This window comes from Enterobacter sp. LM3, assembly GCF_046622475.1.
Taxonomy (GTDB): domain Bacteria; phylum Pseudomonadota; class Gammaproteobacteria; order Enterobacterales; family Enterobacteriaceae; genus Enterobacter; species Enterobacter cloacae_P.
In genome coordinates this window covers 77,835-101,794 of the sequence record NZ_JBJURN010000004.1, presented here as the reverse complement: position 1 = coordinate 101,794, position 23,960 = coordinate 77,835, and the positions used below count along the sequence as shown (strand labels likewise).

Genomic DNA, 23,960 nt, shown 5'->3' with positions numbered 1-23,960 from the left:
ATGGCTGAGAACAAATTAAACGTTATTGATTTGCACAAACGCTACGGCGAACATGAAGTGCTGAAAGGGGTGTCGCTGCAGGCTAATGCGGGCGATGTAATCAGTATTATCGGCTCATCGGGTTCCGGTAAAAGTACGTTCCTGCGCTGCATTAACTTCCTCGAGAAACCGAGTGAAGGCTCCATTGTGGTGAGCGGGCAGAACATCAACCTGGTACGTGATAAAGACGGCCAGTTGAAGGTGGCAGATAAGAATCAGCTGCGCCTGCTGCGCACTCGCCTGACGATGGTGTTCCAGCACTTCAACCTCTGGAGCCACATGACGGTGCTGGAGAACGTGATGGAAGCACCGGTTCAGGTGCTGGGCTTAAGCAAGCAGGAAGCCCGCGAACGTGCGGTGAAATACCTGGCGAAGGTGGGCATTGACGAACGCCAGCAGATAAAATACCCGGTGCATCTCTCCGGCGGTCAGCAGCAGCGTGTTTCTATCGCTCGTGCGCTGGCGATGGAGCCAGAAGTGTTGCTGTTTGATGAGCCGACTTCCGCGCTTGACCCTGAGCTCGTTGGCGAAGTGCTGCGTATCATGCAAAAACTGGCCGAAGAGGGAAAAACGATGGTGGTGGTGACACACGAAATGGGCTTTGCCCGTAACGTCTCAAACCACGTCATCTTCCTGCATCAGGGCAAAATCGAAGAGCAGGGGCATCCGGATGAGGTGTTAGCCAACCCGCAAAGCCCTCGCTTGCAGCAGTTCCTGAAAGGGTCGTTGAAGTAGGTTTTGCCCTTCTTCCCTCTCCCTGTGGGAGAGGGGGTCGCCCGGTGGTTTTCTCCCTCTCCCTGTGGGAGAGGGCTGGGGTGAGGGCATCAAACCGCACCACACTCCAGCCGATACACCCAGTCGTCATACCGCACGCCATCAATCTCATATGCTTTTTCCAGTACCTGCGTGCGCACAAAACCCGCTTTCTCCAGCACCCGTACCGACCCGCGGTTATCTGCCAGCACATACGCGTTAACCGCTTTAACACCCGCCTGGTTAAAGGCGTAGTCACACACCGCGCGCAGTGCCTCGCTGGCGATCCCTTTTCCCTGTGCGGCAGGTACAACGGTGTAACCAATATCCGCTTCCTCACGGTTCTCTGTGCTGATTTGCAGGCCAATATCGCCAAGCGGGGTTCCAGCATTGCGAAAACGGATCACAAAAATATGCGGGGCAGCCAGACGCGCAGCGAACAGGCGTCGGGTCTCTTTTTCCGGGGCGATGGCAGCCATATAGCGCATGATGGCACGGTCTTCGCGCAGCGAACGGAAGAACGCCCAGTCAGAAGGTTCGAACGGGGTGAGATGAAGCCGGGATGTGGTGATGGTTGCCATCGTTACGCTGCCTTGCGAGAGAGTGTGGCGTATCACTGTAGCATACCCAAAGGTGGGCTTTAACCCACCGCATCCTCCAGCGCTTCTTCTAAGTCATACCAGCGAAACGCAAACCCGGCCGCTTCCAGCCGTTTTGGCAGCGCGCGCTGTCCACCCAGCACCAGCACCGAGGCTTCGCCCATCATCAGGCGGATCACCGTGGCAGGTACGCGCAAAATCGCCGGGCGATGCAGGGCATGCCCCAGTGAGTGAGCAAATTGTTCATTACGCACCGGGTACGGCGACACCATATTAAAAGGCCCGCTCAGATCGTTATCCAGTAGCCAGAGAATGCCGTTTACCATATCGTCGATATGGATCCAGGCGAGATACTGGCGACCATTGCCGATTGGCCCGCCGAGGCCGAGTTTAAAGAGGGGAAGCATCTTTGTCAGAATGCCACCTTTCGGGGAAAGGACGACGCCAGTACGTAGCAGGCAGACGCGGGTTTTGTCGCTTTGTGCAGCGCAGGCGATGCGTTCCCACTGGGCGCAGAGTTTATGGGTAAATTCGTTGTGGGGTGGCTCATCTTCGGTTACCACCACTTCACCGAGATCGCCGTAGTATCCCGCAGCCGAGCCAGAAATGAGCACCGACGGCGGAGTGTGGCTGTTACGGATAAGCTCAACCAGCCTTTCCGTGATATTCCAGCGGCTGCTGCACAACAGCTGTTTTTGCTCTTCCGTCCAGCGTTTGTCGGCGATGGGCTCGCCTGCGAGGTTGATGACGGCGTCAAAGCCGTCCAGATTCTGCAGTTCTGCCAGACTTTTCCAGATGTCGATACCCACACCCAGCAACTGACGTGCTTTTTCCGGGCTGCGCGTGACCACGGTGATGTCGTGGTGCAATGCTTGCAGGCGTGGAATGAGATGGCAACCAATCAGGCCGGTACCGCCAGTCAGCAGAATCTTCATACAACCTCCAGGTTTACGCCTGGCGTTGCCAGCTTAACGTCATGGAGACGGAGTCAGCGTAACGCAGGGCGTGAAGTTTATCGATCTCTACTTCAGCATAAGTGACCCAGTGATGTTCACGTGCGATATCGAGCACATCCTGAGTTAATTTTTCCAGCAAAGAGAAGCGGTTGTTTTCAACATACTGAATGATGCTTTTGGTAATGGTGCGGTAATTCAGCGCGTCATTGATGTCCTCACTGGCGCGCGCTTTGTCTGCCGGGTAATGGATCACCACATTCAGCACGATATCCTGACGGTTGGCGATCTCTTCGTCTTTGATACCAATGAACGTACGTAAGCGTAAGTTTTTTATACGAATAATAGCGTCATGTTGCGACATTGCAGGTCTTCTCCGTGTCAGTATTTCCGCCTCATAATACATGAGGTCATCGTATGTGCCCAACCGGGTTAAGGACTAAATCTGCTGGATTTTTTGCATGGCACGTTCGGTCGCAGGACGTGTCCGGATACGTTCAAACCAGTTATTCACGGCAGGATAAGCAGCGAGATCGATACGGTGGCGTTCATGAGTGTTAATCCACGGCCAGCAGGCGATATCGGCAATGCTGTAATGATCGCCCCCGAGCCACGGCGTTTTCTCCAGACGACGGTTCAACACGCCGTACAGCCGCTGGGTCTCAACCTGATAGCGCTCGATAGCATAAGGGATTGGCTGCGGGGCGAAGGCGGTAAAGTGGTGGTTTTGCCCCAGCATCGGCCCCAGGCCGCTTGACTGCCAGAAGAGCCACTGCAGCGTGTGGTGACGTTCGCGCAGTTCCCCACTCAGCAATTTACCGGTTTTCTCCGCCAGATAGAGCAAAATCTCCCCGGACTCAAACAGGCTTAACGGTCTGCCGCCATCGGCAGGCAGGTTATCAATAATGGCCGGGATTTTATTATTGGGTGATATCGCCAGAAAAACGGGTCTGAACTGATCGCCTTTGCTGATATCGACGCTGATGATCCGGTATTCCAGTTCTGCTTCTTCAAGAAAAAGGGTGATTTTATGGCCGTTTGGGGTTGGCGCGTAATAGAGGTCGATCATTCTCAACTCCTGTCAGAACAAAAAGTGATGCCATAAAAATGAGTATAGGTGTCTGGTGTAAATCGTGAGTTTTCATCAAGTGACAGCGACGCAAAGAGAATATATGTTGAGTAAAAACCGATCAGCCGATGAGGATGTTATGAACCAGCCTGTTATCACGTTGTGGTCCGATGCGAATTTCTTTTCACCCTATGTTATGAGTGTTTATGTGGCACTGGCCGAAAAGGGGCTGACATTTACCCTGAAAACCGTCGATCTGGACGGTGGAGAACACCTGAAACCGCAGTGGCAGGGTTATGCTCTGACCCGGCGCGTACCGGTGCTGGAAATTGACGGTTTTGAGCTGAGTGAATCTTCAGCGATTGATGAGTATCTTGAAGATCGTTTTGCGCCGCCGGAGTGGGAGCGGATTTACCCCCACGATCTGCAAAAGCGTGCCCGGGCGCGTCAGATCCAGGCGTGGTTGCGTAGCGATCTGATGCCGATCCGCGTCGAACGTTCCACTGACGTTGTATTTGCCGGGGTGAAAAAGCCCGCCCTTAGCGCAGACGGTGTTGTCAGTGCGCAAAAGTTGATTGATACTGCGACCTCTTTGCTGGCGCACGGCAATCCGAATTTATTCGGGGAATGGTGCATTGCCGATACCGATCTGGCGCTGATGCTCAACCGCCTGATCCTCAACGGTGACGAGGTTCCGCAACTGCTGGTGGATTATGCGACATTCCAGTGGCAGCGTGCGTCAGTACAACGCTATGTGGCACTCTCCGCTAAGCGTGCGGGCTGATAAGCCCTGGCGCTTCAGGTATGATATGGGCAGTCTGTTTTCCTGAGGAGTGACTGATGAAACTGATGTTTGCGTCGGATATTCATGGATCGCTGCCCGCTACCGAGCGTGTTCTTTCTCTGTTTACCCAAAGTGGGGCGCAGTGGCTGGTGATCCTGGGCGATGTGTTAAATCATGGCCCCCGTAATGCGCTGCCGGAAGGGTATGCCCCTGCGCAGGTGGCGGAAAAACTCAATCACTATGCCTCGCGTATCATCGCCGTTCGCGGCAACTGTGACAGCGAAGTGGATCAGATGCTGCTGCATTTTCCGATAACCGCCCCCTGGCAACAGGTGCTGTTAGAAAATTGCCGCCTGTTCTTAACGCATGGTCATCTTTTTAGCCCCGATAATCTCCCTGCGCTCATGGCTGGCGATGCTCTGGTTTACGGTCATACTCATATTCCGGTGGCTGAAAAGCGCGGTGATATTTATCATTTTAATCCCGGTTCGGTCAGTATCCCAAAAGGCGGATACCCGGCGAGCTACGGCATGCTTGATGAGAAGACGTTAAGCGTTATCGCACTTAATGATCAGCAAGTTATTGCGCAAATAGCGATTAATCCGTAAGTTACACCTCAACTGCAAACGCGCCGAAAGAGCGCTTAGACGAGAAGGTTTCCCGATGGTGGAGCAGAGTCATTTGGCAAGTACAGAGTGGGTTGACATTGTCAGCGAAGAAAATGAAGTGATCGCGCAGGCCAGCCGCGCACAAATGCGTGCGGAGCGTCTGCGTCACCGTGCAACGTACATCGTTGTGCATGACGGCATGGGCAAAATTCTGGTCCAGCGCCGCACGGACACCAAAGATTTTCTCCCCGGTATGCTGGATGCCACTGCGGGCGGGGTCGTTCAGGCGGATGAAGTGCTGCTGGATTCCGCGCGTCGCGAAGCGGAAGAAGAGTTAGGCATTGCCGGTGTGCCATTTGCCGAGCACGGCCAGTTCTATTTCGAGGACGAAAACTGCCGCGTCTGGGGCGGGCTGTTTAGCTGCGTTTCCCACGGCCCGTTCGCCCTGCAGGAAGAGGAAGTCAGTGAAGTGAGCTGGATGACGCCGGAAGAAATTACCGCGCGTTGCGACGAGTTCACGCCGGATTCGTTAAAAGCGCTGGCGCTGTGGATGAGCCGCAACGCGAATAACGAATCGACCAAATCAGAGAAAGAAGAAGAGGCTGAGTAAGTCTTAGCAGCTTTCCCGCAGACACAGGCTGGACGCGATGGGTTTCTGATCGCGCCAGTCTCCGTCATTGAGACGTTCCAGTAACGCACGTCCCGCTTCAATCCCAATCTTACGGTGCGGTACTACCATCGTCGTCAGCGGTGGCTGACAGACGCGGCTGACGTCGCTGTCACCAAAGCCCACGACCGCCAGATCGTCTGGTACCTTGATACGCCGACGCTGGCACTCATACAGCGCACCGCAGGCCAGCTCATCCGATACGCACACCAGTGCATCCAGCTCAGGCCATGCCAGCAGGAATTCAGGTAGCTGTGCCGCACCCGTTGAGAAGTTCGGCGGCATGGCGGCATTTATGACCCGATTCGGTGACATATGGTGGCGAAGCATCGCTTTGTACCAGCCCTGCAAGTGCTGCTGGAAAATCCACTGCTCCTGGTTGGCACACAGCAGGCCAATATTCTGATAGCCACGCTGGATCACCATCTCAGTGAGTTCATACATCGCCGCGACGTTATCAATCCCGATATTCATGTCGATAGGATCGGCGCGCATGGCACCCATTTCCATCACCGGGATGGAGGCATTTTTCAGCCAGTGGCGGACGGTGTCGGTGTGTTCGACGCTGAGCAAAATCGCGGCTGCAATATTGGACGCCAGTAGCGTTTCCAGTAATTTCTCTTCCTGTTCGAGACGATGCTGAGATTCTGCCAGCATGATCTGGTACCCGGCAGGCTGTAATACCTGCTGTAGTCCGGCGAACATCTCCGAGCAACCAGCTTCGGAAAGATTAGGAACAACCATAGCAATCGTCCATGAAGAGGCCGACGCCAGCGCGCTGGCGGCAAGGTTGGGCATATATCCCAATTCCTGCACCGCAGCTTCAATTTTTTCTCGTAGTTTATCAGAAACCTGTTCCGGCGTGCGGAGTGCCCGGGACACGGTCATTGTGCCCACTCCGGCAAGCTGTGCGACATCGGCGAGTGTCACTTTACCGGTACTGCGCCGTTTTCGGGTTAGAGACATACACCTTCCTGCTGACCAGATGCGTTCTTATTATCATCCTTCGCTTCACGTGACAGGCAGTATACGCCTTAAATCCCTTTTTTTGCTGTGATTTCACACCATGATTACAATTTGATAGCGCTATCACACTTCTGAATGTTATAGCTTGGTAGCGCTATCTTTGTGATCCTGATCGCAGTCAATTATTAATGTGTTGAATAAAGTTTGCACATCTTTTGGGTTGTGGCGGGAGTAAAAAGTGCTCAAAAAGTGGATATACGATACGACCATTACGCTTCAGGATAGCGTCGAGAGCTGGCCTCAGGCGCTGGAGCTGTGCGCAAAACCGTTGCTGGATCTGCAGGTGATTGCCCCGGAGTATGTGACGGCAATCATTGAGCAGCACCATACATTAGGGCCGTATTATGTGCTGGCACCAGGGCTGGCGATGCCGCATGCGAGGCCGGAAGAGGGGGCTAAAGGGCTGGGGCTCTCATTATTAAAACTGAAACAGGGTGTCTCTTTTGGTGCCGGGGAATTTGACCCCGTTGATGTGATTGTGATGCTGGCGGCACCGGACAAACATAGTCATATAGAAATGATCTCAGCTCTCGCTGAATTATTTTCCAGCGACAATGATATGGCCGAATTGCATCAGGCGAATACGCTGGAGGAAATAAAAACGATTATCGACCGCTTCTGATTTAATACTTTCATCCGGTTTGTCACAACATTACGCGTCAGCGTGATGGAGACGTCTTTACGCTAAAAAGGGGATAACAATGAAAATAATGGCTATTTGCGGTTCTGGCCTGGGCAGCAGTTTTATGGTCGAAATGAATATTAAAAAGATACTCAAAAAGCTTGAGATTGAGGCTGATGTTGAACACTCCGATCTCTCATCTGCAACCCCGGGCGCAGCCGATCTTTTCGTGATGGCGAAAGACATTGCAGCCAGCGCCAGCGTGCCGGAAAACCAGCTGGTGGTGATCAACAACATCATCGATATCAACGAACTTGAAGCGCAGTTACGTGCCTGGTTCGAAAAACAATAATCCTGATAAGGCGAGGTGGATATGTTTATCCTTGAAACGCTGAATTTCGTTGTTGATATATTAAAAGTTCCCTCTGTACTGGTTGGTTTAATTGCATTAATTGGTCTGGTCGCGCAGAAAAAATCTTTTTCTGACGTGGTGAAGGGAACCATTAAAACCATCCTCGGTTTTATTGTGCTGGGTGGTGGCGCTACGGTATTGGTGGGGTCATTAAATCCATTAGGCGGCATGTTTGAACATGCGTTTAATATTCAGGGCATTATTCCAAACAATGAAGCGATTGTGTCTATTGCGCTGGAAAAATATGGAGCCTCGACCGCACTGATTATGGCGTTCGGCATGGTGGCAAACATCATCGTCGCACGCTTTACCCGCCTGAAATACATCTTCCTGACCGGTCATCACACCTTTTACATGGCATGCATGATTGGCGTGATCCTGACGGTCGCGGGCTTTGAGGGCGTGGGCCTGGTCTTTACGGGGTCGCTGATCCTCGGCCTGGTGATGGCTTTCTTCCCGGCGATAGCGCAGCGCTATATGAAGCGTATCACCGGCACTGACGATATTGCGTTTGGCCATTTTGGCACACTGGGCTACGTGCTTTCTGGCTGGATCGGCAGCAAGTTTGGCAAAGGCTCGCGTTCAACCGAAGAGATGAACCTGCCTAAGAATCTGAGCTTCCTGCGTGACAGCTCTATTTCAATCTCCCTGACCATGATGATTATCTATCTGATCATGGCGGTGAGCGCCGGGCGTGAGTACGTAGAGGCGACCTTCAGCGGCGGCCAGAACTACCTGGTGTACGCCATTATCATGGCAATTACCTTTGCGGCAGGTGTGTTCATCATCCTGCAGGGTGTGCGCCTGATTCTGGCCGAAATCGTCCCGGCTTTTACCGGTTTCTCGGAGAAACTGGTGCCGAATGCACGTCCTGCGCTGGATTGTCCGGTGGTCTATCCGTATGCGCCAAACGCGGTGCTGATTGGCTTTCTGTTCAGCTTCCTCGGCGGTCTGGTCGGGCTGTTCATCTGCGGTCAGTTCAGCTGGGTGCTGATCCTGCCGGGCGTGGTGCCGCATTTCTTCACCGGTGCGACTGCAGGCGTGTTCGGTAATGCTACTGGCGGACGTCGCGGGGCGATGATTGGCGCATTTGCTAACGGCCTGCTGATCACCTTCCTGCCGGTGCTGCTCCTGCCCGTGCTGGGTGCAATTGGTTTTGCTAATACGACCTTCTCGGATGCCGATTTCGGCGCTGTCGGGATTGTTCTGGGCAACCTGGCACGCTTCCTGTCACCGCTTGCCATCACCGGGCTGGTGGTTGCGTTGTTCGCGCTGCTGGTGGCGTACAACGTGTTTGCTAAAAACAAATCTGCGGGCGGTAACGCGCAGGAAAACACCGGAGCTAAATCATGAATGTGAATGAGATAACCCAACTGGCGCGTCAGATCCGCCTTGAGACCCTGAAATCACTGACGCAGCTGGGCTTTGGTCACTACGGTGGCAGTATGTCGGTGGTTGAAACGCTGGCCGTGCTGTACGGCGCGGTGATGAAAATCGACCCGGCCGACCCGGACTGGCCAGAGCGCGACTATTTTGTCCTGTCGAAAGGCCACGCGGGCCCGGCGCTGTACAGTATCCTGGCGATAAAAGGCTATTTCCCGATGGAAGAGCTGAGCACGCTCAACCAGAACGGCACGCGTCTGCCAAGCCACCCGGATCGTCTGAAAACGCGCGGTGTGGATGCCACCACCGGCTCGCTCGGACAGGGCATTTCTATCGCCGGGGGAATGGCGTTGTCGCACAGGCTGGCAGGGCGTCCAAACCGGGTATTTTGCATTGTGGGTGATGGCGAGCTTAACGAAGGTCAATGCTGGGAGGCATTCCAGTTTATTGCTCACCATCGCCTGAACAATCTCACGGTGTTTGTGGACTGGAATAAGCAGCAGCTCGACGGTCAACTGGATGAAATTATCTGCGCGTTCGATCTGGAGGGGAAATTCCGTGCCTTTGGCTTTGATGTGGTGACCGTGAAAGGGGATGACATCCCGGCGTTGCTGGACGTCACATCGCGGGTTCCTGCGGCGGATGCGCGTCCGCGGGTAGTGATTCTGGACAGCATTAAAGGGCAGGGGGTGCCGTATCTGGAGCAGCTTAGTAACTCTCATCATCTGCGCCTGACCGGGGAGAGCAAGGCGGCCCTCAACGAGACGATTCGCCAACTGGAGGCTACACATGATTAAGGTTGCACCAGCAGGACAAAAAGATGCCGTTGAGATGCGTAAAGTCTACGCCGGTTTTGTGGCAAAACAGATTGAGGCCGGAAGCGAGATCATCGCGCTGGAAGCGGATCTGATGAGCTCGATGGCAATGGACGGTGTGGCGCGTGATTACCCGCAGCACGTCATTAACTGCGGCATTATGGAAGCCAACGTGATTGGTACGGCAGCCGGGTTGTCGCTGACCGGGCGTAAACCGTTCGTCCACACCTTTACCGCCTTTGCCAGCCGTCGCTGCTTCGACCAGCTGTTTATGTCCCTGGACTACCAGCGTAACAACGTGAAGGTCATTGCCTCGGATGCGGGCGTCACGGCTTGCCACAACGGTGGCACGCATATGTCGTTTGAAGATATGGGGATTGTGCGCGGTCTGGCCCATTCGGTGGTGCTGGAGGTGACCGACGCGGTGATGTTTGAGGATGTGCTACGCCAGCTGATTGATCTTGAAGGTTTCTACTGGGTGCGCACCATTCGTAAACAGGCCCCGAGCGTCTATGCACCGGGATCAACCTTTACCATCGGCAAGGGTAACGTACTGCGCGAAGGGAGCGATATCACCCTGATTGCCAACGGTATCATGGTGGCGGAAGCACTGGAAGCAGCCCGCCAGCTGGGGCAGGAAGGCGTGAGCGCGGCGGTGATCGATATGTTTACCCTGAAACCGATCGACCGGATGCTGGTGAAAAACTACGCCGAGAAAACCGGGCGCATCGTCACCTGCGAAAACCACAGCATCCATAACGGGCTGGGGTCGGCGGTGGCGGAAGTGCTGGTGGAAACGTGTCCTGTACCGATGCGTCGGGTTGGCGTGAAGGAGCGTTACGGCCAGGTAGGGACGCAGGACTTCCTGCAGAAGGAGTATGGCCTGACGGCACATGACATTGTGTCGGCGGCGAGAGAGTTACTGTAAATAAAAAAGGCGACCTTCTGGTCGCCTTTTTAGTGCAGTAAAAAATTACTGCTGCTGTGAGGACTGGATCGCGGTCAGCGCGATGGTGTAGACGATATCGTCTACCAGCGCACCACGGGACAGGTCGTTCACAGGTTTGCGCATACCCTGCAGCATTGGCCCGATGGAGATCAGGTCTGCAGAACGCTGTACCGCTTTGTAGGTGGTGTTACCGGTGTTCAGATCCGGGAAGATGAACACGGTAGCGCGACCGGCAACCGGTGAGTTAGGCGCTTTGGATTTCGCCACGTCAGCCATTACCGCAGCGTCGTACTGCAGCGGGCCGTCGATCATCAGGTCAGGACGTTTTTCCTGCGCCAGACGGGTCGCTTCGCGAACTTTCTCTACATCGCTGCCTGCACCAGAAGTGCCGGTAGAGTAGGAGAGCATCGCCACGCGTGGTTCGATACCGAAGGCAATCGCGGAGTCTGCAGACTGGATAGCGATTTCAGCCAGCTGTTCTGCCGTTGGATCCGGGTTGATCGCACAGTCGCCGTAAACGTAAACCTGTTCAGGCAGCAGCATGAAGAACACGGAAGACACCAGTGAGCTGCCCGGTGCAGTTTTGATCAGCTGCAATGGCGGACGGATGGTGTTCGCGGTGGTGTGAACAGCACCAGAAACCAGACCGTCAACTTCGTCCTGTTCCAGCATCAGCGTACCCAGCACCACGTTGTCTTCCAGCTGTTCACGCGCAACGGCTTCGGTCATGCCCTTGCTCTTACGCAGTTCAACCAGACGGGCTACGTAGCTTTCGCGAACCACTTCCGGGTCAACGATTTCGATACCCGCACCCAGCTCAACGCCCTGAGAGGCCGCCACACGGGTGATTTCATCCGGGTTACCCAGCAGCACACAGGTCGCGATACCGCGTTCTGCGCAGATAGCTGCCGCTTTAACGGTACGTGGTTCATCACCTTCTGGCAGAACAACGCGTTTGCCCGCTTTACGCGCCAGCTCAGTCAGCTGGTAACGGAAGGCTGGTGGAGACAGACGACGGCTGCGCTCAGAAGTCGCAGTCAGGGATTCGATCCAGTCTGCGTTGATGTAGCCCGCAACGTATTCCTGCACTTTCTCGATACGTTCGTGGTCATCAACCGGCACTTCCAGGTTGAAGCTCTGCAGGCTCAGGGAGGTCTGCCAGGTGTTGGTGTTCACCATAAAGACCGGCAGGCCAGTGGCAAATGCGCGCTCGCACAGCTTGCTGACGCGTGGGTCCATATCGTAAGCACCGGTCAGCAGAATGGCACCGATTTCCACGCCGTTCATTGCCGCCAGGCAGGCTGCAACCAGCACGTCAGGACGGTCAGCGGAAGTCACCAGCAGGGAGCCTGCACGGAAGTGTTCCAGCATGTGCGGGATGCTGCGCGCACAGAAGGTCACGGACTTCACGCGACGGGTGTTGATGTCGCCTTCGTTGATCACGGTGGCGTTCAGGTGATGCGCCATATCGATTGCACGGGTGGCAATCAGATCGAAGCTCCACGGTACCGCGCCCAGTACTGGCAGCGGGCTGGAGCTTTGCAGTTTAGCCGGGTCAACTTTGATGACTTTCGCTCTGGAAGAGTCGTCGAAGATCTCGGACAGGTCAGGGCGAGTACGACCCTGCTCATCAACCGGGGCGTTCAGTTTGTTAACGATAACGCCGGTGATGTTGGTATTTTTTACGCCGCCGAAGCTGCTGCGAGTCAGTTCGATACGCTCGTTCAGCTGCTCTGGGGTGTCAGTACCCTGAGACATGACGAAGACGATCTCAGCGTTCAGCGTTTTCGCGATTTCGAAGTTCAGAGACTGGGCAAACTGGTGTTTGCGCGTAGGAACCAGGCCTTCAACCAGAACCACTTCCGCGTCCTGAGTGTTCGCGTGGTAGTTGGCGATGATCTCTTCCATCAGCACGTCTTTCTGGTTGCTGGAGAGCAGAGATTCAACGTGGCTCATCTTCAGCGGTTCAGCCGCTGGCAGATTGGAGTTCTTACGCACGATGGTGGTGGTCTGGTCTGGCGCATCGCCACCGGCACGAGGCTGGGCGATTGGCTTAAAGACGCTCAGACGAACGCCTTTGCGTTCCATAGCACGGATAACGCCAAGGCTGACGCTGGTCAGGCCGACGCTGGTTCCGGTAGGGATCAGCATAATAATACGGGACACGGTTTATCCTCTTTCGTTACCGCCGACATTGGGCGGGTTACAAAACAGCACCGCCAGCATTGCTGGCGGTGTGGAATCAGGCAGTCAGGCGGTTCGCGTCTTGCGCGATGACCAGCTCTTCGTTCGTTGGGATAACGATAGCTGGACGGGTACCTTCTTTGTTGATGAAACCAGACTTACCGAAACGGGCAGCCAGGTTACGTTCGTGATCAACGTCGAAGCCCAGAACGCCCAGTTTACCCAGGGTCAGTTCACGGACCATTGCCGCATTCTCACCGATACCACCGGTGAAGATTACCGCGTCCAGACGACCTTCCATCAGCGCAGTGTAAGAACCGATGTATTTTGCCAGGCGGTGGCAGTAAACGTCCATTGCACGTTTAGCGTCCGCTTTTTCTGCGTAGTTGTCTTCAACATAACGGCAGTCGCTGGTGACTTCGGTCAGACCCAGCAGGCCAGACTCTTTGGTCAGCATTTTGTTGATCTGGTCAACGCTCATGCCCAGGGTGTCGTGCAGGTGGAAGATGATCGCCGGGTCGATATCACCGGAACGGGTACCCATCACCAGACCTTCCAGTGGGGTAAGACCCATAGAAGTATCAACACATTTACCGTTACGGATAGCAGAAACAGAACCACCGTTGCCCAGGTGGCAGGTGATGATGTTCAGTTCTTCAACCGGTTTGTTCAGTACTTTTGCCGCTTCCTGCGTCACATAGAAGTGGCTGGTGCCATGTGCGCCGTAGCGACGAACACCGTGCTCTCTGTACAGGCTGTATGGCAGGGCGTAGAGGTAAGATTCTTCCGGCATAGTCTGATGGAACGCGGTGTCAAACACGGCCACGTTTTTGTCTTTCAGCTGCGGGAAGGATTTCAGCGCTTCAGCGATACCGATCAGGTGAGCCGGGTTGTGCAGCGGCGCGAAGGATGCAGAGTCTTTGATGCCCTGGATCACAGATTCGTCGATCACGACGGAGCTGGTGTATTTTTCGCCGCCGTGGACGATACGGTGACCAATCGCAGTCAGCTGAGCAGACAGTTCTGGTTTTTGTGCCAGAATAGTGTTAACGATAAAGTTCAGCGCTTCACTGTGAGCGGCGCCTGCACCTAAAGCCGCTTCTTGTTTGCTACCGTCCATCTTCCACTTGATACGTGCTTCAGGCAGATGGAAACATTCGGCCAAACCAGAGAGGTACTCGTCACCGTTGAGCGCATCGATGATGGCGAATTTCAGTGAGGAGCTACCGCAGTTCAGAACCAGTACTAACTTACTCGACATGGAAGTACCTATTATTGATACGTGGCTAAAAAAACGTCAGTGAGTCTAACAGCGTAACGCATGCTGACCCAGACATTTATGATTAACATCATGCCAAACGAACATTCTGGCATGATGGAAGAAATACCTATGATTTTATGCCATTTTGAACATTTTTCAGGCGATGGCATAATATGCGATAATTTGACGAGTTAACGATTCTCGTCTAAGGCCCTATCAGGCTGGCACAGGATACCCGATACGGGGTAGTGATGACAAAATATTTTGAACGTTGTCATAGCCTGTTGTGGTTTTGCATGAAAATTTTAATTTTTATACGTGAAGTTGAGGTACAGCCATGTCGACACCTGAGATCCCGTCCGTGAACTTTTTTAGTCTGTTTCGTCGGGGACAGCATTACGCAAAGACCTGGCCGATGGAAAAGCGCCTTGCGCCTATGTTTGTTGAGAATCGCGTCATCCGCGCCACCCGCCATGCGATTCGCTTTATGCCGCCTGTCGCGATATTTACGCTGTGCTGGCAAATTGCCCTCGGGGGGCAGCTTGGCCCGGCCGTCGCCACGGCGCTCTTTGCGCTAAGTCTGCCGATGCAGGGACTGTGGTGGTTAGGTAAGCGTTCAATTACGCCATTACCTCCCGGAATTTTACACTGGTTTTATGAAGTTCGCGGGAAACTCGAGGAAGCAGGGCAGGCGCTTGCTCCGGTCGAAGGTAAACCGGATTACCAGGCGCTGGCCGATACCCTCAAGCGGGCTTTTAAACAACTTGATAAAACATTCCTCGATGGTTTGTGATTGATCATCGAAACGATGAATAAAAGAAGGCACAGTAACAAACAGTTACCGTGTCTTTTTTTTCAAGTGCAATGCGCTACAGGAGTCGAAAGATGGAAATGACCAATGCTCAACGTCTGATTTTGTCTAATCAGTACAAGATGATGACTATGCTTGATCCCGACAACGCAGAGCGCTACCGCCGCTTACAGACTATCGTTGAACGTGGCTTCGGTTTGCAGATGCGCGAACTGGATCGCGAGTTTGGCGAGCTGAAAGAAGAAACCTGCCGCCTGATCATCGACATTATGGAGATGTATCACGCGCTGCACGTTTCCTGGACCAATCTGAAAGATCAACCGTCCATCGACGAGCGTCGCGTGACGTTCCTGGGCTTTGATGCCGCAACGGAAGCGCGCTATCTGAGCTATGTACGCTTTATGGTGAATACCGAAGGGCGCTATACCCATTTTGATGCGGGTACTCACGGTTTTAACGCGCAAACCCCAATGTGGGAAAAATATCAGCGCATGCTGAGCGTATGGCATTCGTGCCCACGCCAGTACCATTTAAGCAGCAACGAAATTCAACAAATCATTAATGCCTGACGGAGGTGCGTGTGCAGTGTAAAGGTTTTCTGTTTGATCTGGACGGTACGCTGGTGGATTCGCTGCCGGTTGTGGAGCGTTCATGGTGCCATTGGGCTGACAGACATGGCATCGACCATCAGGACGTGCTGAATTTTATCCACGGCAAACAGGCCATTACCTCGTTACGGCATTTTCTGGTGGGGCGCACTGAGGAAGATATTCAGGCAGAGTTCAGCTATCTTGAGCATATTGAATCCACCGACACGGACGGCATCGCCGCGCTGCCCGGGGCGCGTGAACTGCTTGAACATCTTAATGAAGAGCAGATCCCGTGGGCGATAGTGACCTCCGGCTCGATTCCGGTTGCGCATGCCCGTCATAAGGCGGCAGGCTTGCCGAAGCCAGAAGTGTTCATCACCGCTGAACGCGTCAAGCGCGGCAAACCTGAACCTGATGCGTTTTTACTCGGCGCTGAACTGCTGGGTCTTGCTCCCGCAGACTGCGTGGTGGTGGAAGATGCGGCAGCCGGAGTGCTGGCCGGGTTGAATGCCGGAAGCCATGTTATCGCCGTCAACGTACCGGCGGACTCGCCCCGGCTGGACGAAGCCGATTTTGTGCTTAACTCGCTGACGACACTTGCTGTCTCTAAAGCACCTGACGGCGTTGTTACCGTCTCGCTGAAAATGTAATCCCATGATTTAGCCCCACATTGCTGGGGCTTTTTTATGGCAAAATTTTGTACCCCCTCAGACAAGGACATGTTGTGAACGGTGAACTGATTTGGGTCCTCAGCCTGCTTTTAATCGCTATCATTCTCTTTGCTACAGGCAAGGTGCGCATGGATGCCGTCGCCTTGTTTGTTATTGTTGCGTTTGTGTTGAGCGGTACGCTCACGCTTCCGGAGGCCTTCTCCGGGTTTAGCGACCCTAACGTGATCCTGATTGCTGCTCTGTTCATTATTGGTGACGGCCTGGTGCGCACTGGCGTCGCGACCATTGTGGGATCGTGGCTGGTGAAGGTGGCAGGTAACAGTGAAACCAAAATGCTGATCTACCTGATGCTGACGGTTGCCGGGCTGGGGGCGTTTATGAGTTCAACTGGCGTTGTCGCGATCTTTATCCCCGTGGTACTCAGCGTCTCCATGCGGATGCAGACCTCACCGTCGCGTCTGATGATGCCCCTGAGCTTTGCCGGGCTTGTTAGCGGCATGATGACGCTGGTGGCTACACCACCGAACCTGGTCGTCAACAGTGAGCTGATCCGTGAAGGGTTACAGGGTTTCAGTTTTTTCAGCGTTACCCCGCTTGGGCTGGTGATTCTGGTCATGGGCGTTATCTATATGCTGCTGACCCGCTTTGCCCTGCAGGGCGAGACGCAGGATAAAAGCAAAGACGGCTGGAAACGGCGTACCTTTCGAGATTTGATCAAAGAGTACCGTCTGACCGGGCGCGCCCGCCGTCTGGCCATTCGCCCAGGTTCACCGATGGTCGGCCAGCGTCTGGACGACCTGAAGCTGCGGGAACGCTATGGCGCGAACGTGATCGGCGTGGAGCGCTGGCGTCGTTTCCGTCGGGTGATCGTGAACGTGAACGGGGTGTCGGAATTCCGGGCGCGTGACGTTTTGCTGATTGATATGTCCACGGCGGATGTTGATCTGCGCGAGTTTTGCAGTGAACAACTGCTGGAGCCGATGGTGCTGCGCGGCGAGTATTTTTCAGACCAGGCGCTGGACGTCGGCATGGCTGAAGTGTCGCTGATCCCTGAGTCTGAATTATTGGGTAAAACTGTGCGCGAAATGGGCTTCCGTACCCGTTATGGCCTGAATGTGGTGGGCTTAAAGCGCGATGGCGTGGCGATGAAAGGTGCGGTTGTGGATGAACCCATCCTGCTGGGGGATATTTTCCTCGTGGTTGGCAACTGGAAGCTGATCAGCCAGCTTGGACAGAAAGGCCGCGATTTTGTGGTACTCAATATGCCCGTTGAAGAGAGCGATGCGTCTCCGGCGCATAGCCAGGCACCCCATGCGATTTTTTGTCTGGTGCTGATGGTGGCGTTAATGCTTACCGATGAGATCCCCAATCCGATCGCGGCGATTATTGCCTGCCTGCTGATGGGGAAATTCCGCTGTATTGATGCTGAAAGTGCCTACAAAGCCGTTCACTGGCCGAGCATCATTCTGATTGTCGGGATGATGCCCTTTGCCCTGGCACTGCAAAAGACCGGTGGCGTGGATTTGGTGGTTAAAGGGCTAATGGATGTCGGCGGGGGATATGGCCCGTATATGATGATGGTGTGTCTGTTTATCATGTGTGCCGCCATCGGGTTGTTTATTTCCAATACGGCGACGGCCGTACTGATGGCTCCCATCGCACTGGCAATGGCGAAATCGATGGGGGTTTCACCGTATCCATTTGCCATGATGGTGGCAATGGCGGCCTCTGCGGCGTTTATGACCCCGGTCTCTTCGCCGGTTAACACGCTGGTGCTGGGGCCAGGTAACTACAAATTTAGCGATTTCGTGAAGATTGGCGTGCCGTTCACCGTGCTGGTGATGTTGGTGTGCGTAGTGTTGATTCCGGTATTGTTCCCGTTTTAAGTAAATTGTCGGGTGGCGTCTGCGATGGGATCAGTCCGGCAGCGCCGCCGGGCAATCATGGTCTGTTATAGCGGTGAATCCTGGCTAATTTCATCCAGCGACAAATGGAAGCTCGGTACGAACACCTGCATAAAATAATCCATCTCTTCACTGCGGCGGGATTCGAGCGTTTTTTCCAGACGCGTTTTGGCCAGTAAAAACTCATTATTTCCGGCTGACAACTCTTCCAGACATTTCAGATAGGCGCACAGCGCATCCGCCTGTTTCACCAGCGATTGTTCATCTTCCGTATAACGATGTTCGTCGATCAGCGGTTCGAAGATATCGCGCAACTCTTCCGGCACCATATCGATCAACTTCTGCTGGGCAATCTTCTCGATCGCCTTATATTCCTGCGCAATCTGCGAGTTGAAATATTTCACCGGTGTGGGTAAATCCCCGGTCAGCACTTCAGAGGCATCGTGATACATTGCCAGCAGAGCAATACGCTCAGCATTGACCTGCCCGTTGAATTTACGGTTTTTAATGGCCGCCAGTGCGTGAGCGACCATCGCAACCTGCAGGCTGTGTTCCGACACATTTTCAGTGCGCACATTGCGCATCAAAGGCCAGCGGTTGATCAGTTTAAGGCGGGAGAGATGGGCAAAGAAATGACTCTGACTCATAGGTTACCTTTTGTCTTCACTGCGACAGACTTCATTGTGCGGGTAGGGGAGACAAGATGCAAATCAGGCTACCGAAGTAGCCTGATTTTTAAGATTACTGGTGGTAACCGGAGAGGAAGCGGCCAAAGCGACTGATGGCCATTTCGAGGTCGTCCTCACGCGGCAGGGTGACGATGCGCACGTGATCCGGCCACGGCCAGTTGAACGCGGTACCCTGAACCAGCAGCACTTTTTCCTGTAACAGGAAATCGAGCACCATTTTCTGGTCGTCATGAATATTGAAGCGCTTCGCGTCAATTTTCGGGAACATGTAGAGCGCGCCGTTAGGTTTGACACAGGAGACGCCCGGGATATCGTTGATCAGCTCCCACGCGCGGTTACGCTGTTCGTACAGACGGCCACCCGGGGTGATAAATTCGCTGATGCTCTGGTAACCACCGAGTGCGGTCTGGATCGCGTGCTGTGCCGGAACGTTGGCGCATAAACGCATGGACGCCAGCATCTCAAGCCCTTCGATATACCCTTTGGCGTGTTTTTTCGGCCCGTTCAGTACCATCCAGCCCTGACGGAAACCCGCCACACGATAGGTCTTGGACAGGCCGTTGAAGGTAATGGTCAGCAGATCCGGTGCCAGTGCGGCGATAGAGTGGTGTTGCGCCGCATCGTACAGAATTTTGTCGTAAATTTCGTCGGCAAAGATAATCAGGTTGTGCTGGCGGGCGATCTCCACGATCTCCATCAGTAACTCTCTGGAATAGACCGCACCCGTTGGGTTGTTCGGGTTGATAATGACGATACCGCGCGTGCGAGGGGTTATCTTAGCGCGAATATCATCGAGATCCGGGAACCAGTCAGAGGACTCGTCGCACAGGTAGTGCACCGCTTTACCGCTGGACAGTGATACTGCTGCTGTCCACAGCGGGTAGTCAGGCGCGGGTACCAGCATTTCGTCACCGCTGTTCAGCAGTGCCTGCATGGCCTGCACGATAAGCTCAGAGACGCCGTTGCCAATATAGATATCTTCAACGGTAACGTCACGCATGCCGCGCGCCTGGTAGTGCTGCATGATGGCTTTACGCGCGGAGTAGAGTCCTTTTGAATCGCAATAGCCTTGTGCAGTGGGCAGGTTGCGGATCACATCTACCAGGATCTCATCCGGCGCTTCAAAACCAAATGGCGCAGGATTACCAATGTTGAGTTTCAGAACCTTATTGCCTTCTTCTTCGAGGCGCTTTGCCTCTTTCAGAACCGGGCCACGGATGTCATAACAGACGTTATCTAGCTTGCTGGATTTTTCGATAGGGGACATGAACCTTTAACCTTTTCGCTATTATTGCCACTCCCTGCCGTGGAAGTCAGCACGGAACAATGTACTCCCCCCTCGCTTCATTTTGAAGGGCGTACAGAAGAAGATTTCGTACAATGGACTAATTCTTGTTGAATCTATTTTGCTGGCTGCGAGCCATTTCGCTGACCTAAAGTAATGCACATAGTGTGGTTTTAGGTTTATTGTGCTGTTGATTGATATGATAGTTGCATATTGTGCTGTTAAAAATAAAATAGGGTCAGCCGGATGCAAGACGTTACCCTGAGTGACTTTTCGTAAAACCTGAATGTTGAGATACGGGTTACTGTAATAGACACCCTGGGCTAAAGGTTACTCATGTAAATTTAATGTTAAGTGTCATTAATGAATGACCTTAATCTAAATTAAAATTTATTTATTATTAACGACGAAAATGCAACTTTCGTTAATTTTAATAAAATTAGTTTAGCCACTTATCAACACCCTTAAATCCTTAATATTGCAATAAGACTTATAAATAAGGTGGATTTGGGTTAAGATGTCTTTCAGGAAAGCAGATGAAAGATGCGCTCGTCTTGTATATCTGGAACTGATTTTCTGAATTAGTCGATTGTTATTGTTAGAGTTCTCTCTGGCTGGAGTGTGCGAAGCACATCCTGCTGCGTTGACAGCGCTGCGATAAAGATGGCAGAAAATGTGTCTTACCTTTAATGTAATTTACATAAATCTGCGAACATCTAAATATCCTGAACGTTTAAGAGAATAAAAATAACGTCATGAAACGTGCTTTCTGACTGTTGATATATACACAAAATCATTCAAGCTGCATCACAAAAACGCTTTCAGCGTTTTTGAACTGTGCTTGCGCTGGCCCCGAAGGGGGGAGGCCGCAGGCCGGGTAACGCGGCACGTCTGAAAATCCCCGGAAGCTTACTCAGGTCAGTGGCTGGGGTGAGCAGACGCGGCCAATACGGAAGCAGCCTGAAGGGTGAAGTGAAAAAAGCAGCACAATAACTATCTGTCAGGCAGTCTGCCGGGTCAGGATGCGAGGGATAATCGTCAGAGGGAATTGCTTAACTGTTACACACAGCTTCAACCCGGGCAGCTCCGCACGAGCAACCTGAAAGTGAATAGATATGATAAATGCAAATCGTCCGATAATGAATCTCGACCTCGATCTGCTGAGAACGTTTGTTGCGGTCGCCGATCTCAACACTTTTGCAGCTGCTGCTGCCGCAGTTTGCCGAACCCAGTCCGCTGTTAGCCAGCAAATGCAACGGCTGGAACAACTGGTCGGTAAAGAGCTTTTTGCGCGCCATGGGCGTAATAAGCTATTGACTGAACACGGTATTCAGCTACTGGGTTATGCCAGAAAAATACTTCGCTTTAATGACGAAGCATGTATGTCATTAATGTTTAGCAACCTTCAGGGGGTGTTAACATTAGGTGCATCTGATGAGTCAGCGGATACTATATTGCCTTTCCTTCTCAATCGTATTAGTTCGGTTTATCCGAAGCTTGCGCTGGATGTTAGCGTAAAACGTAACGCCTTTATGGTTGATATGTTGAAAGAGAATGAAGTCGACCTGGTGGTCACGACGCATCGTCCTGGGCAATTTGAGTGTCTGACGCTGCGTACTTCTCCGACGCACTGGTACTGCGCGGCTGAATATGTGCTGCAAAAAGGCGAGGCAATACCGTTGGTTTTGCTGGACGAGCCAAGCCCGTTCCGCGATATGGTGATCACTGCGCTAAATGAGGCCAACATTCCGTGGCGTCTGGCGTATGTGGCATCCACACTGCCAGCGGTACGTGCCGCCGTAAAAGCGGGTCTTGGCGTAACCGCACGTCCGGTAGAGATGATGAGTCCGGATCTGCGCGTACTGGGTAAAGCGGAAGGTCTTCCTGCATTGCCGGATACGGAGTACCTGCTTTGTCGCAACGCATCCAGCAATAATGAACTGGCGAAGGTGGTGTTCGAGGCCATTGAAACCTACCACAACCCCTGGCAGTACGAGCATGTTACTCCTGAAGAGGGGGGTGACTCCCTGGTTGTCGAAAGGGACTTTGAGTGATCAGAGACTCAAAATTCTGGTAACAAAATGTAAGTGTAAAAAAAAGGCCACTCGCGCGATTTTTGCGTAGAGTGGTTTTTTTTTGGTCGACAATAACCTCCTCAACAGCATGGATTAGGTAAATAGGTTTTATTTATTAATCAGATAAATGAATTTGCTTAAAACGTGTTCGTTTTCCGTTCTGACGTCTTCCTCATCCCTTTGATGTTAAAAAAACAGGAAATATGTTGCCGTTTTTTCGATTGAATTAACAAAAGCGTGTCTCAGATCAAGAAAATACTCCCATTTGGGGGGAGGAATCGTTGGCAAATCCTGTCAAAATAGGAGGGTTGTTTTTTTTACTTCCAAAACGGACACGATTCAACAACATGCGTTTGACGTAAAGTCTGGAACCCACCAGGGTTAAAGGGCATGAAATGTTAATGGTAATCGTGCGATGTAATTTAATGTGAAGAAACCTTTGTTAAAGTTGACAAAAGGTTATAGAAAGGAGTAAAAAACCACATCATTTTGCTGTCTACGCCCCATTTCCGACAGTTAGTGTAAGGTTATTTGTTCCTCCCCATGAATCGATGTGATGCCCATCTGCCAGCAAGAGCAGTGTCGTCGGTATCACTTTTGATGAGTAAGCAATGAGTATGTCAACATCCACAGAAGTCATCGCTCATCACTGGGCATTCGCAATCTTTCTTATTGTAGCCATTGGCCTGTGCTGCCTGATGTTAGTCGGCGGCTGGTTCCTGGGCGGTCGCGCCCGCGCAAGGCACAAAAACACACCTTTCGAATCAGGTATTGATTCAGTAGGTTCCGCTCGCTTACGCCTGTCTGCCAAGTTCTATCTGGTAGCTATGTTCTTCGTCATCTTTGACGTGGAAGCGCTTTACCTTTTCGCATGGTCTACCTCCATCCGCGAAAGTGGTTGGATAGGCTTTGTCGAGGCCGCAATTTTCATTTTAGTGCTACTGGCCGGTCTGGTTTATCTGGTGCGTATTGGCGCGCTTGACTGGACGCCTGCGCGTTCACGTCGTGAACACATCAACCCGGAAAACAGTATCTCTAATCGTCAGCAGTAACAGCGAGGCAATAAGATGGATTATACGCTCACCCGCATAGATCCTAACGGTGAGAATGACCGTTACCCCCTGCAAAAACAGGAGATCGTAACCGACCCCCTGGAGCAAGAAGTCAATAAAAGCGTGTACATGGGTAAGCTTGAGCATGCCATGCACGATATGGTCAACTGGGGGCGTAAGAACTCCATCTGGCCTTACAACTTTGGCCTTTCTTGCTGCTACGTTGAAATGGTGACGTCATTCACTGCGGTGCATGACGTTGCGCGTTTTGGGGCCGAGGTGCTCCGCGCGTCCCCACGTCAGGCTGACCTGATGGTGGTCGCCGGTACGTGCTTTACCAAGATGGCACCGGTTATTCAGCGTCTTTATGACCAGATGCTCGAACCTAAATGGGTTATCTCTATGGGCGCTTGCGCGAACTCTGGCGGGATGTACGACATTTATTCCGTCGTGCAGGGCGTTGATAAGTTCATTCCAGTCGACGTTTACATCCCAGGTTGCCCGCCGCGTCCGGAGGCTTACATGCAGGCGCTGATGCTGCTGCAGGAGTCTATCGGTAAAGAGCGCCGCCCACTTTCATGGGTTGTAGGCGATCAGGGTGTGTATCGCGCGAACATGCAGTCTGAGCGCGAGCGTAAACGCGGTGAACGTATTGCAGTCACCAACCTGCGTACGCCTGACGAAATTTAATTTGCGCCTGTTGGCCTGGAGAATACCTTCGCATATCACTACTCAAATAGCGCGAAGCCAGGCTTGACA

25 protein-coding genes are annotated in these 23,960 nt (G+C 52.9%); 16 read left to right on the top strand and 9 right to left on the bottom strand.

Translation table 11 applies throughout. The features are described from left to right. Positions 1-774, top strand: a complete 774-nt coding sequence (gene hisP / locus ACJ9N4_RS06525) for a histidine ABC transporter ATP-binding protein HisP (protein WP_182274551.1) — start codon at positions 1-3, stop codon at positions 772-774. A gap of 89 nt (positions 775-863) precedes the next feature. Here the strand turns inward: hisP and ACJ9N4_RS06520 are convergent, their stop codons facing one another. The 4 genes from ACJ9N4_RS06520 to yfcG all read right to left on the bottom strand — a co-directional run bounded on the left by ACJ9N4_RS06520 (position 864) and on the right by yfcG (position 3,413). Beyond that, entirely contained in the window at positions 864-1,373 is a 510-nt protein-coding gene (locus ACJ9N4_RS06520) for a GNAT family N-acetyltransferase (protein WP_182274550.1), read from the bottom strand. A gap of 59 nt (positions 1,374-1,432) precedes the next feature. Next, the gene (locus ACJ9N4_RS06515; protein ID WP_182272151.1) at positions 1,433-2,326 is read right to left on the bottom strand and encodes a TIGR01777 family oxidoreductase; all 894 of its coding nucleotides are present in this window, start codon (positions 2,324-2,326) and stop codon (positions 1,433-1,435) included. 13 nt (positions 2,327-2,339) lie between these two features. Further along, a complete protein-coding gene (folX, locus tag ACJ9N4_RS06510) occupies positions 2,340-2,708 on the bottom strand; it encodes a dihydroneopterin triphosphate 2'-epimerase (protein WP_182272150.1) in 369 nt (122 codons plus the stop codon). Positions 2,709-2,783: 75 nt separating this feature from the next. Continuing rightward, positions 2,784-3,413, bottom strand: a complete 630-nt coding sequence (yfcG, locus tag ACJ9N4_RS06505; RefSeq protein ID WP_182272149.1) for a GSH-dependent disulfide bond oxidoreductase — start codon at positions 3,411-3,413, stop codon at positions 2,784-2,786. A 139-nt stretch (positions 3,414-3,552) separates the two neighbouring features. Between yfcG and yfcF the strand changes: the two genes are divergently transcribed. The 3 genes from yfcF to yfcD are packed head-to-tail and all read left to right on the top strand — an operon-like array spanning position 3,553 to position 5,415. Further along, positions 3,553-4,197, top strand: coding sequence for a glutathione transferase (gene yfcF, locus ACJ9N4_RS06500; RefSeq protein WP_182272148.1), 645 nt, complete (start codon positions 3,553-3,555; stop codon positions 4,195-4,197). A gap of 56 nt (positions 4,198-4,253) precedes the next feature. Then, on the top strand, positions 4,254-4,805 hold the full coding sequence (gene yfcE, locus ACJ9N4_RS06495) for a phosphodiesterase (protein ID WP_182272147.1): 552 nt from the start codon (positions 4,254-4,256) through the stop codon (positions 4,803-4,805). Positions 4,806-4,860: 55 nt separating this feature from the next. After that, positions 4,861-5,415, top strand: coding sequence for an NUDIX hydrolase YfcD (gene yfcD, locus ACJ9N4_RS06490; protein ID WP_182272146.1), 555 nt, complete (start codon positions 4,861-4,863; stop codon positions 5,413-5,415). Positions 5,416-5,418: 3 nt separating this feature from the next. Here yfcD and ACJ9N4_RS06485 read toward each other — a convergent pair whose 3' ends face one another. After that, positions 5,419-6,438, bottom strand: a complete 1,020-nt coding sequence (locus ACJ9N4_RS06485) for a LacI family DNA-binding transcriptional regulator (protein WP_182918710.1) — start codon at positions 6,436-6,438, stop codon at positions 5,419-5,421. Between the two features lie 238 nt (positions 6,439-6,676). Here ACJ9N4_RS06485 and ACJ9N4_RS06480 point away from each other — a divergent pair, with 238 nt between their 5' ends. The 5 genes from ACJ9N4_RS06480 (at position 6,677) to ACJ9N4_RS06460 (ending at position 10,658) form a co-directional block, all read left to right on the top strand. Further along, positions 6,677-7,120, top strand: coding sequence for a PTS sugar transporter subunit IIA (locus ACJ9N4_RS06480; RefSeq protein WP_182272144.1), 444 nt, complete (start codon positions 6,677-6,679; stop codon positions 7,118-7,120). A gap of 79 nt (positions 7,121-7,199) precedes the next feature. Next, positions 7,200-7,472 (top strand): PTS sugar transporter subunit IIB, encoded by a 273-nt coding sequence (locus ACJ9N4_RS06475; RefSeq protein WP_182272143.1) that lies wholly within the window; start codon positions 7,200-7,202, stop codon positions 7,470-7,472. A 21-nt stretch (positions 7,473-7,493) separates the two neighbouring features. After that, entirely contained in the window at positions 7,494-8,885 is a 1,392-nt protein-coding gene (locus ACJ9N4_RS06470) for a PTS ascorbate transporter subunit IIC (protein WP_182272142.1), read from the top strand. After that, entirely contained in the window at positions 8,882-9,712 is an 831-nt protein-coding gene (locus tag ACJ9N4_RS06465; protein WP_182272141.1) for a transketolase, read from the top strand. The genes ACJ9N4_RS06470 and ACJ9N4_RS06465 overlap by 4 nt, the downstream gene beginning before the upstream one ends. Beyond that, positions 9,705-10,658, top strand: coding sequence for a transketolase family protein (locus ACJ9N4_RS06460; protein ID WP_182272140.1), 954 nt, complete (start codon positions 9,705-9,707; stop codon positions 10,656-10,658). The genes ACJ9N4_RS06465 and ACJ9N4_RS06460 overlap by 8 nt, the downstream gene beginning before the upstream one ends. A gap of 45 nt (positions 10,659-10,703) precedes the next feature. On the opposite strand, the gene pta is transcribed toward ACJ9N4_RS06460, so the two are convergent. Both pta and ackA read right to left on the bottom strand, forming a co-directional pair. Further along, a complete protein-coding gene (pta, locus tag ACJ9N4_RS06455) occupies positions 10,704-12,845 on the bottom strand; it encodes a phosphate acetyltransferase (RefSeq protein ID WP_411500352.1) in 2,142 nt (713 codons plus the stop codon). 76 nt (positions 12,846-12,921) lie between these two features. After that, positions 12,922-14,124 carry an acetate kinase gene (gene ackA / locus ACJ9N4_RS06450; RefSeq protein WP_182272138.1) on the bottom strand — a complete coding sequence of 401 codons (1,203 nt, stop codon included), beginning with the start codon at positions 14,122-14,124 and terminating at the stop codon, positions 12,922-12,924. Between the two features lie 337 nt (positions 14,125-14,461). Between ackA and yfbV the strand changes: the two genes are divergently transcribed. The 4 genes from yfbV to ACJ9N4_RS06430 all read left to right on the top strand — a co-directional run bounded on the left by yfbV (position 14,462) and on the right by ACJ9N4_RS06430 (position 18,082). Beyond that, positions 14,462-14,917 (top strand): terminus macrodomain insulation protein YfbV, encoded by a 456-nt coding sequence (gene yfbV / locus ACJ9N4_RS06445; RefSeq protein WP_182272137.1) that lies wholly within the window; start codon positions 14,462-14,464, stop codon positions 14,915-14,917. A gap of 92 nt (positions 14,918-15,009) precedes the next feature. Then, positions 15,010-15,504, top strand: coding sequence for a YfbU family protein (locus tag ACJ9N4_RS06440; RefSeq protein WP_182272136.1), 495 nt, complete (start codon positions 15,010-15,012; stop codon positions 15,502-15,504). A gap of 11 nt (positions 15,505-15,515) precedes the next feature. Beyond that, positions 15,516-16,175 (top strand): sugar phosphatase, encoded by a 660-nt coding sequence (locus tag ACJ9N4_RS06435; protein WP_182918709.1) that lies wholly within the window; start codon positions 15,516-15,518, stop codon positions 16,173-16,175. Between the two features lie 74 nt (positions 16,176-16,249). Beyond that, complete coding sequence (locus ACJ9N4_RS06430; RefSeq protein WP_182272134.1) at positions 16,250-18,082, top strand: SLC13 family permease; 1,833 nt, start codon at positions 16,250-16,252, stop codon at positions 18,080-18,082. Between the two features lie 65 nt (positions 18,083-18,147). Here the strand turns inward: ACJ9N4_RS06430 and yfbR are convergent, their stop codons facing one another. Together yfbR and alaA are read right to left on the bottom strand one after the other, a co-directional pair. Further along, positions 18,148-18,747, bottom strand: a complete 600-nt coding sequence (yfbR, locus tag ACJ9N4_RS06425) for a 5'-deoxynucleotidase (RefSeq protein WP_182272133.1) — start codon at positions 18,745-18,747, stop codon at positions 18,148-18,150. Between the two features lie 94 nt (positions 18,748-18,841). Next, positions 18,842-20,056 carry an alanine transaminase AlaA gene (alaA, locus tag ACJ9N4_RS06420; protein ID WP_182272132.1) on the bottom strand — a complete coding sequence of 405 codons (1,215 nt, stop codon included), beginning with the start codon at positions 20,054-20,056 and terminating at the stop codon, positions 18,842-18,844. Positions 20,057-21,189: 1,133 nt separating this feature from the next. Here alaA and lrhA point away from each other — a divergent pair. From lrhA to nuoB, 3 genes are all read left to right on the top strand, one after another. Then, positions 21,190-22,128: a transcriptional regulator LrhA gene (lrhA, locus tag ACJ9N4_RS06415; RefSeq protein WP_182272131.1), complete on the top strand. Its 939-nt coding sequence runs from the start codon at positions 21,190-21,192 to the stop codon at positions 22,126-22,128. 632 nt (positions 22,129-22,760) lie between these two features. Then, positions 22,761-23,201 (top strand): NADH-quinone oxidoreductase subunit NuoA, encoded by a 441-nt coding sequence (gene nuoA, locus ACJ9N4_RS06410; RefSeq protein WP_182272130.1) that lies wholly within the window; start codon positions 22,761-22,763, stop codon positions 23,199-23,201. Between the two features lie 15 nt (positions 23,202-23,216). After that, the gene (gene nuoB / locus ACJ9N4_RS06405) at positions 23,217-23,891 is read left to right on the top strand and encodes an NADH-quinone oxidoreductase subunit NuoB (RefSeq protein WP_003861482.1); all 675 of its coding nucleotides are present in this window, start codon (positions 23,217-23,219) and stop codon (positions 23,889-23,891) included. The last annotated feature ends 69 nt before the right edge of the window (positions 23,892-23,960 follow it).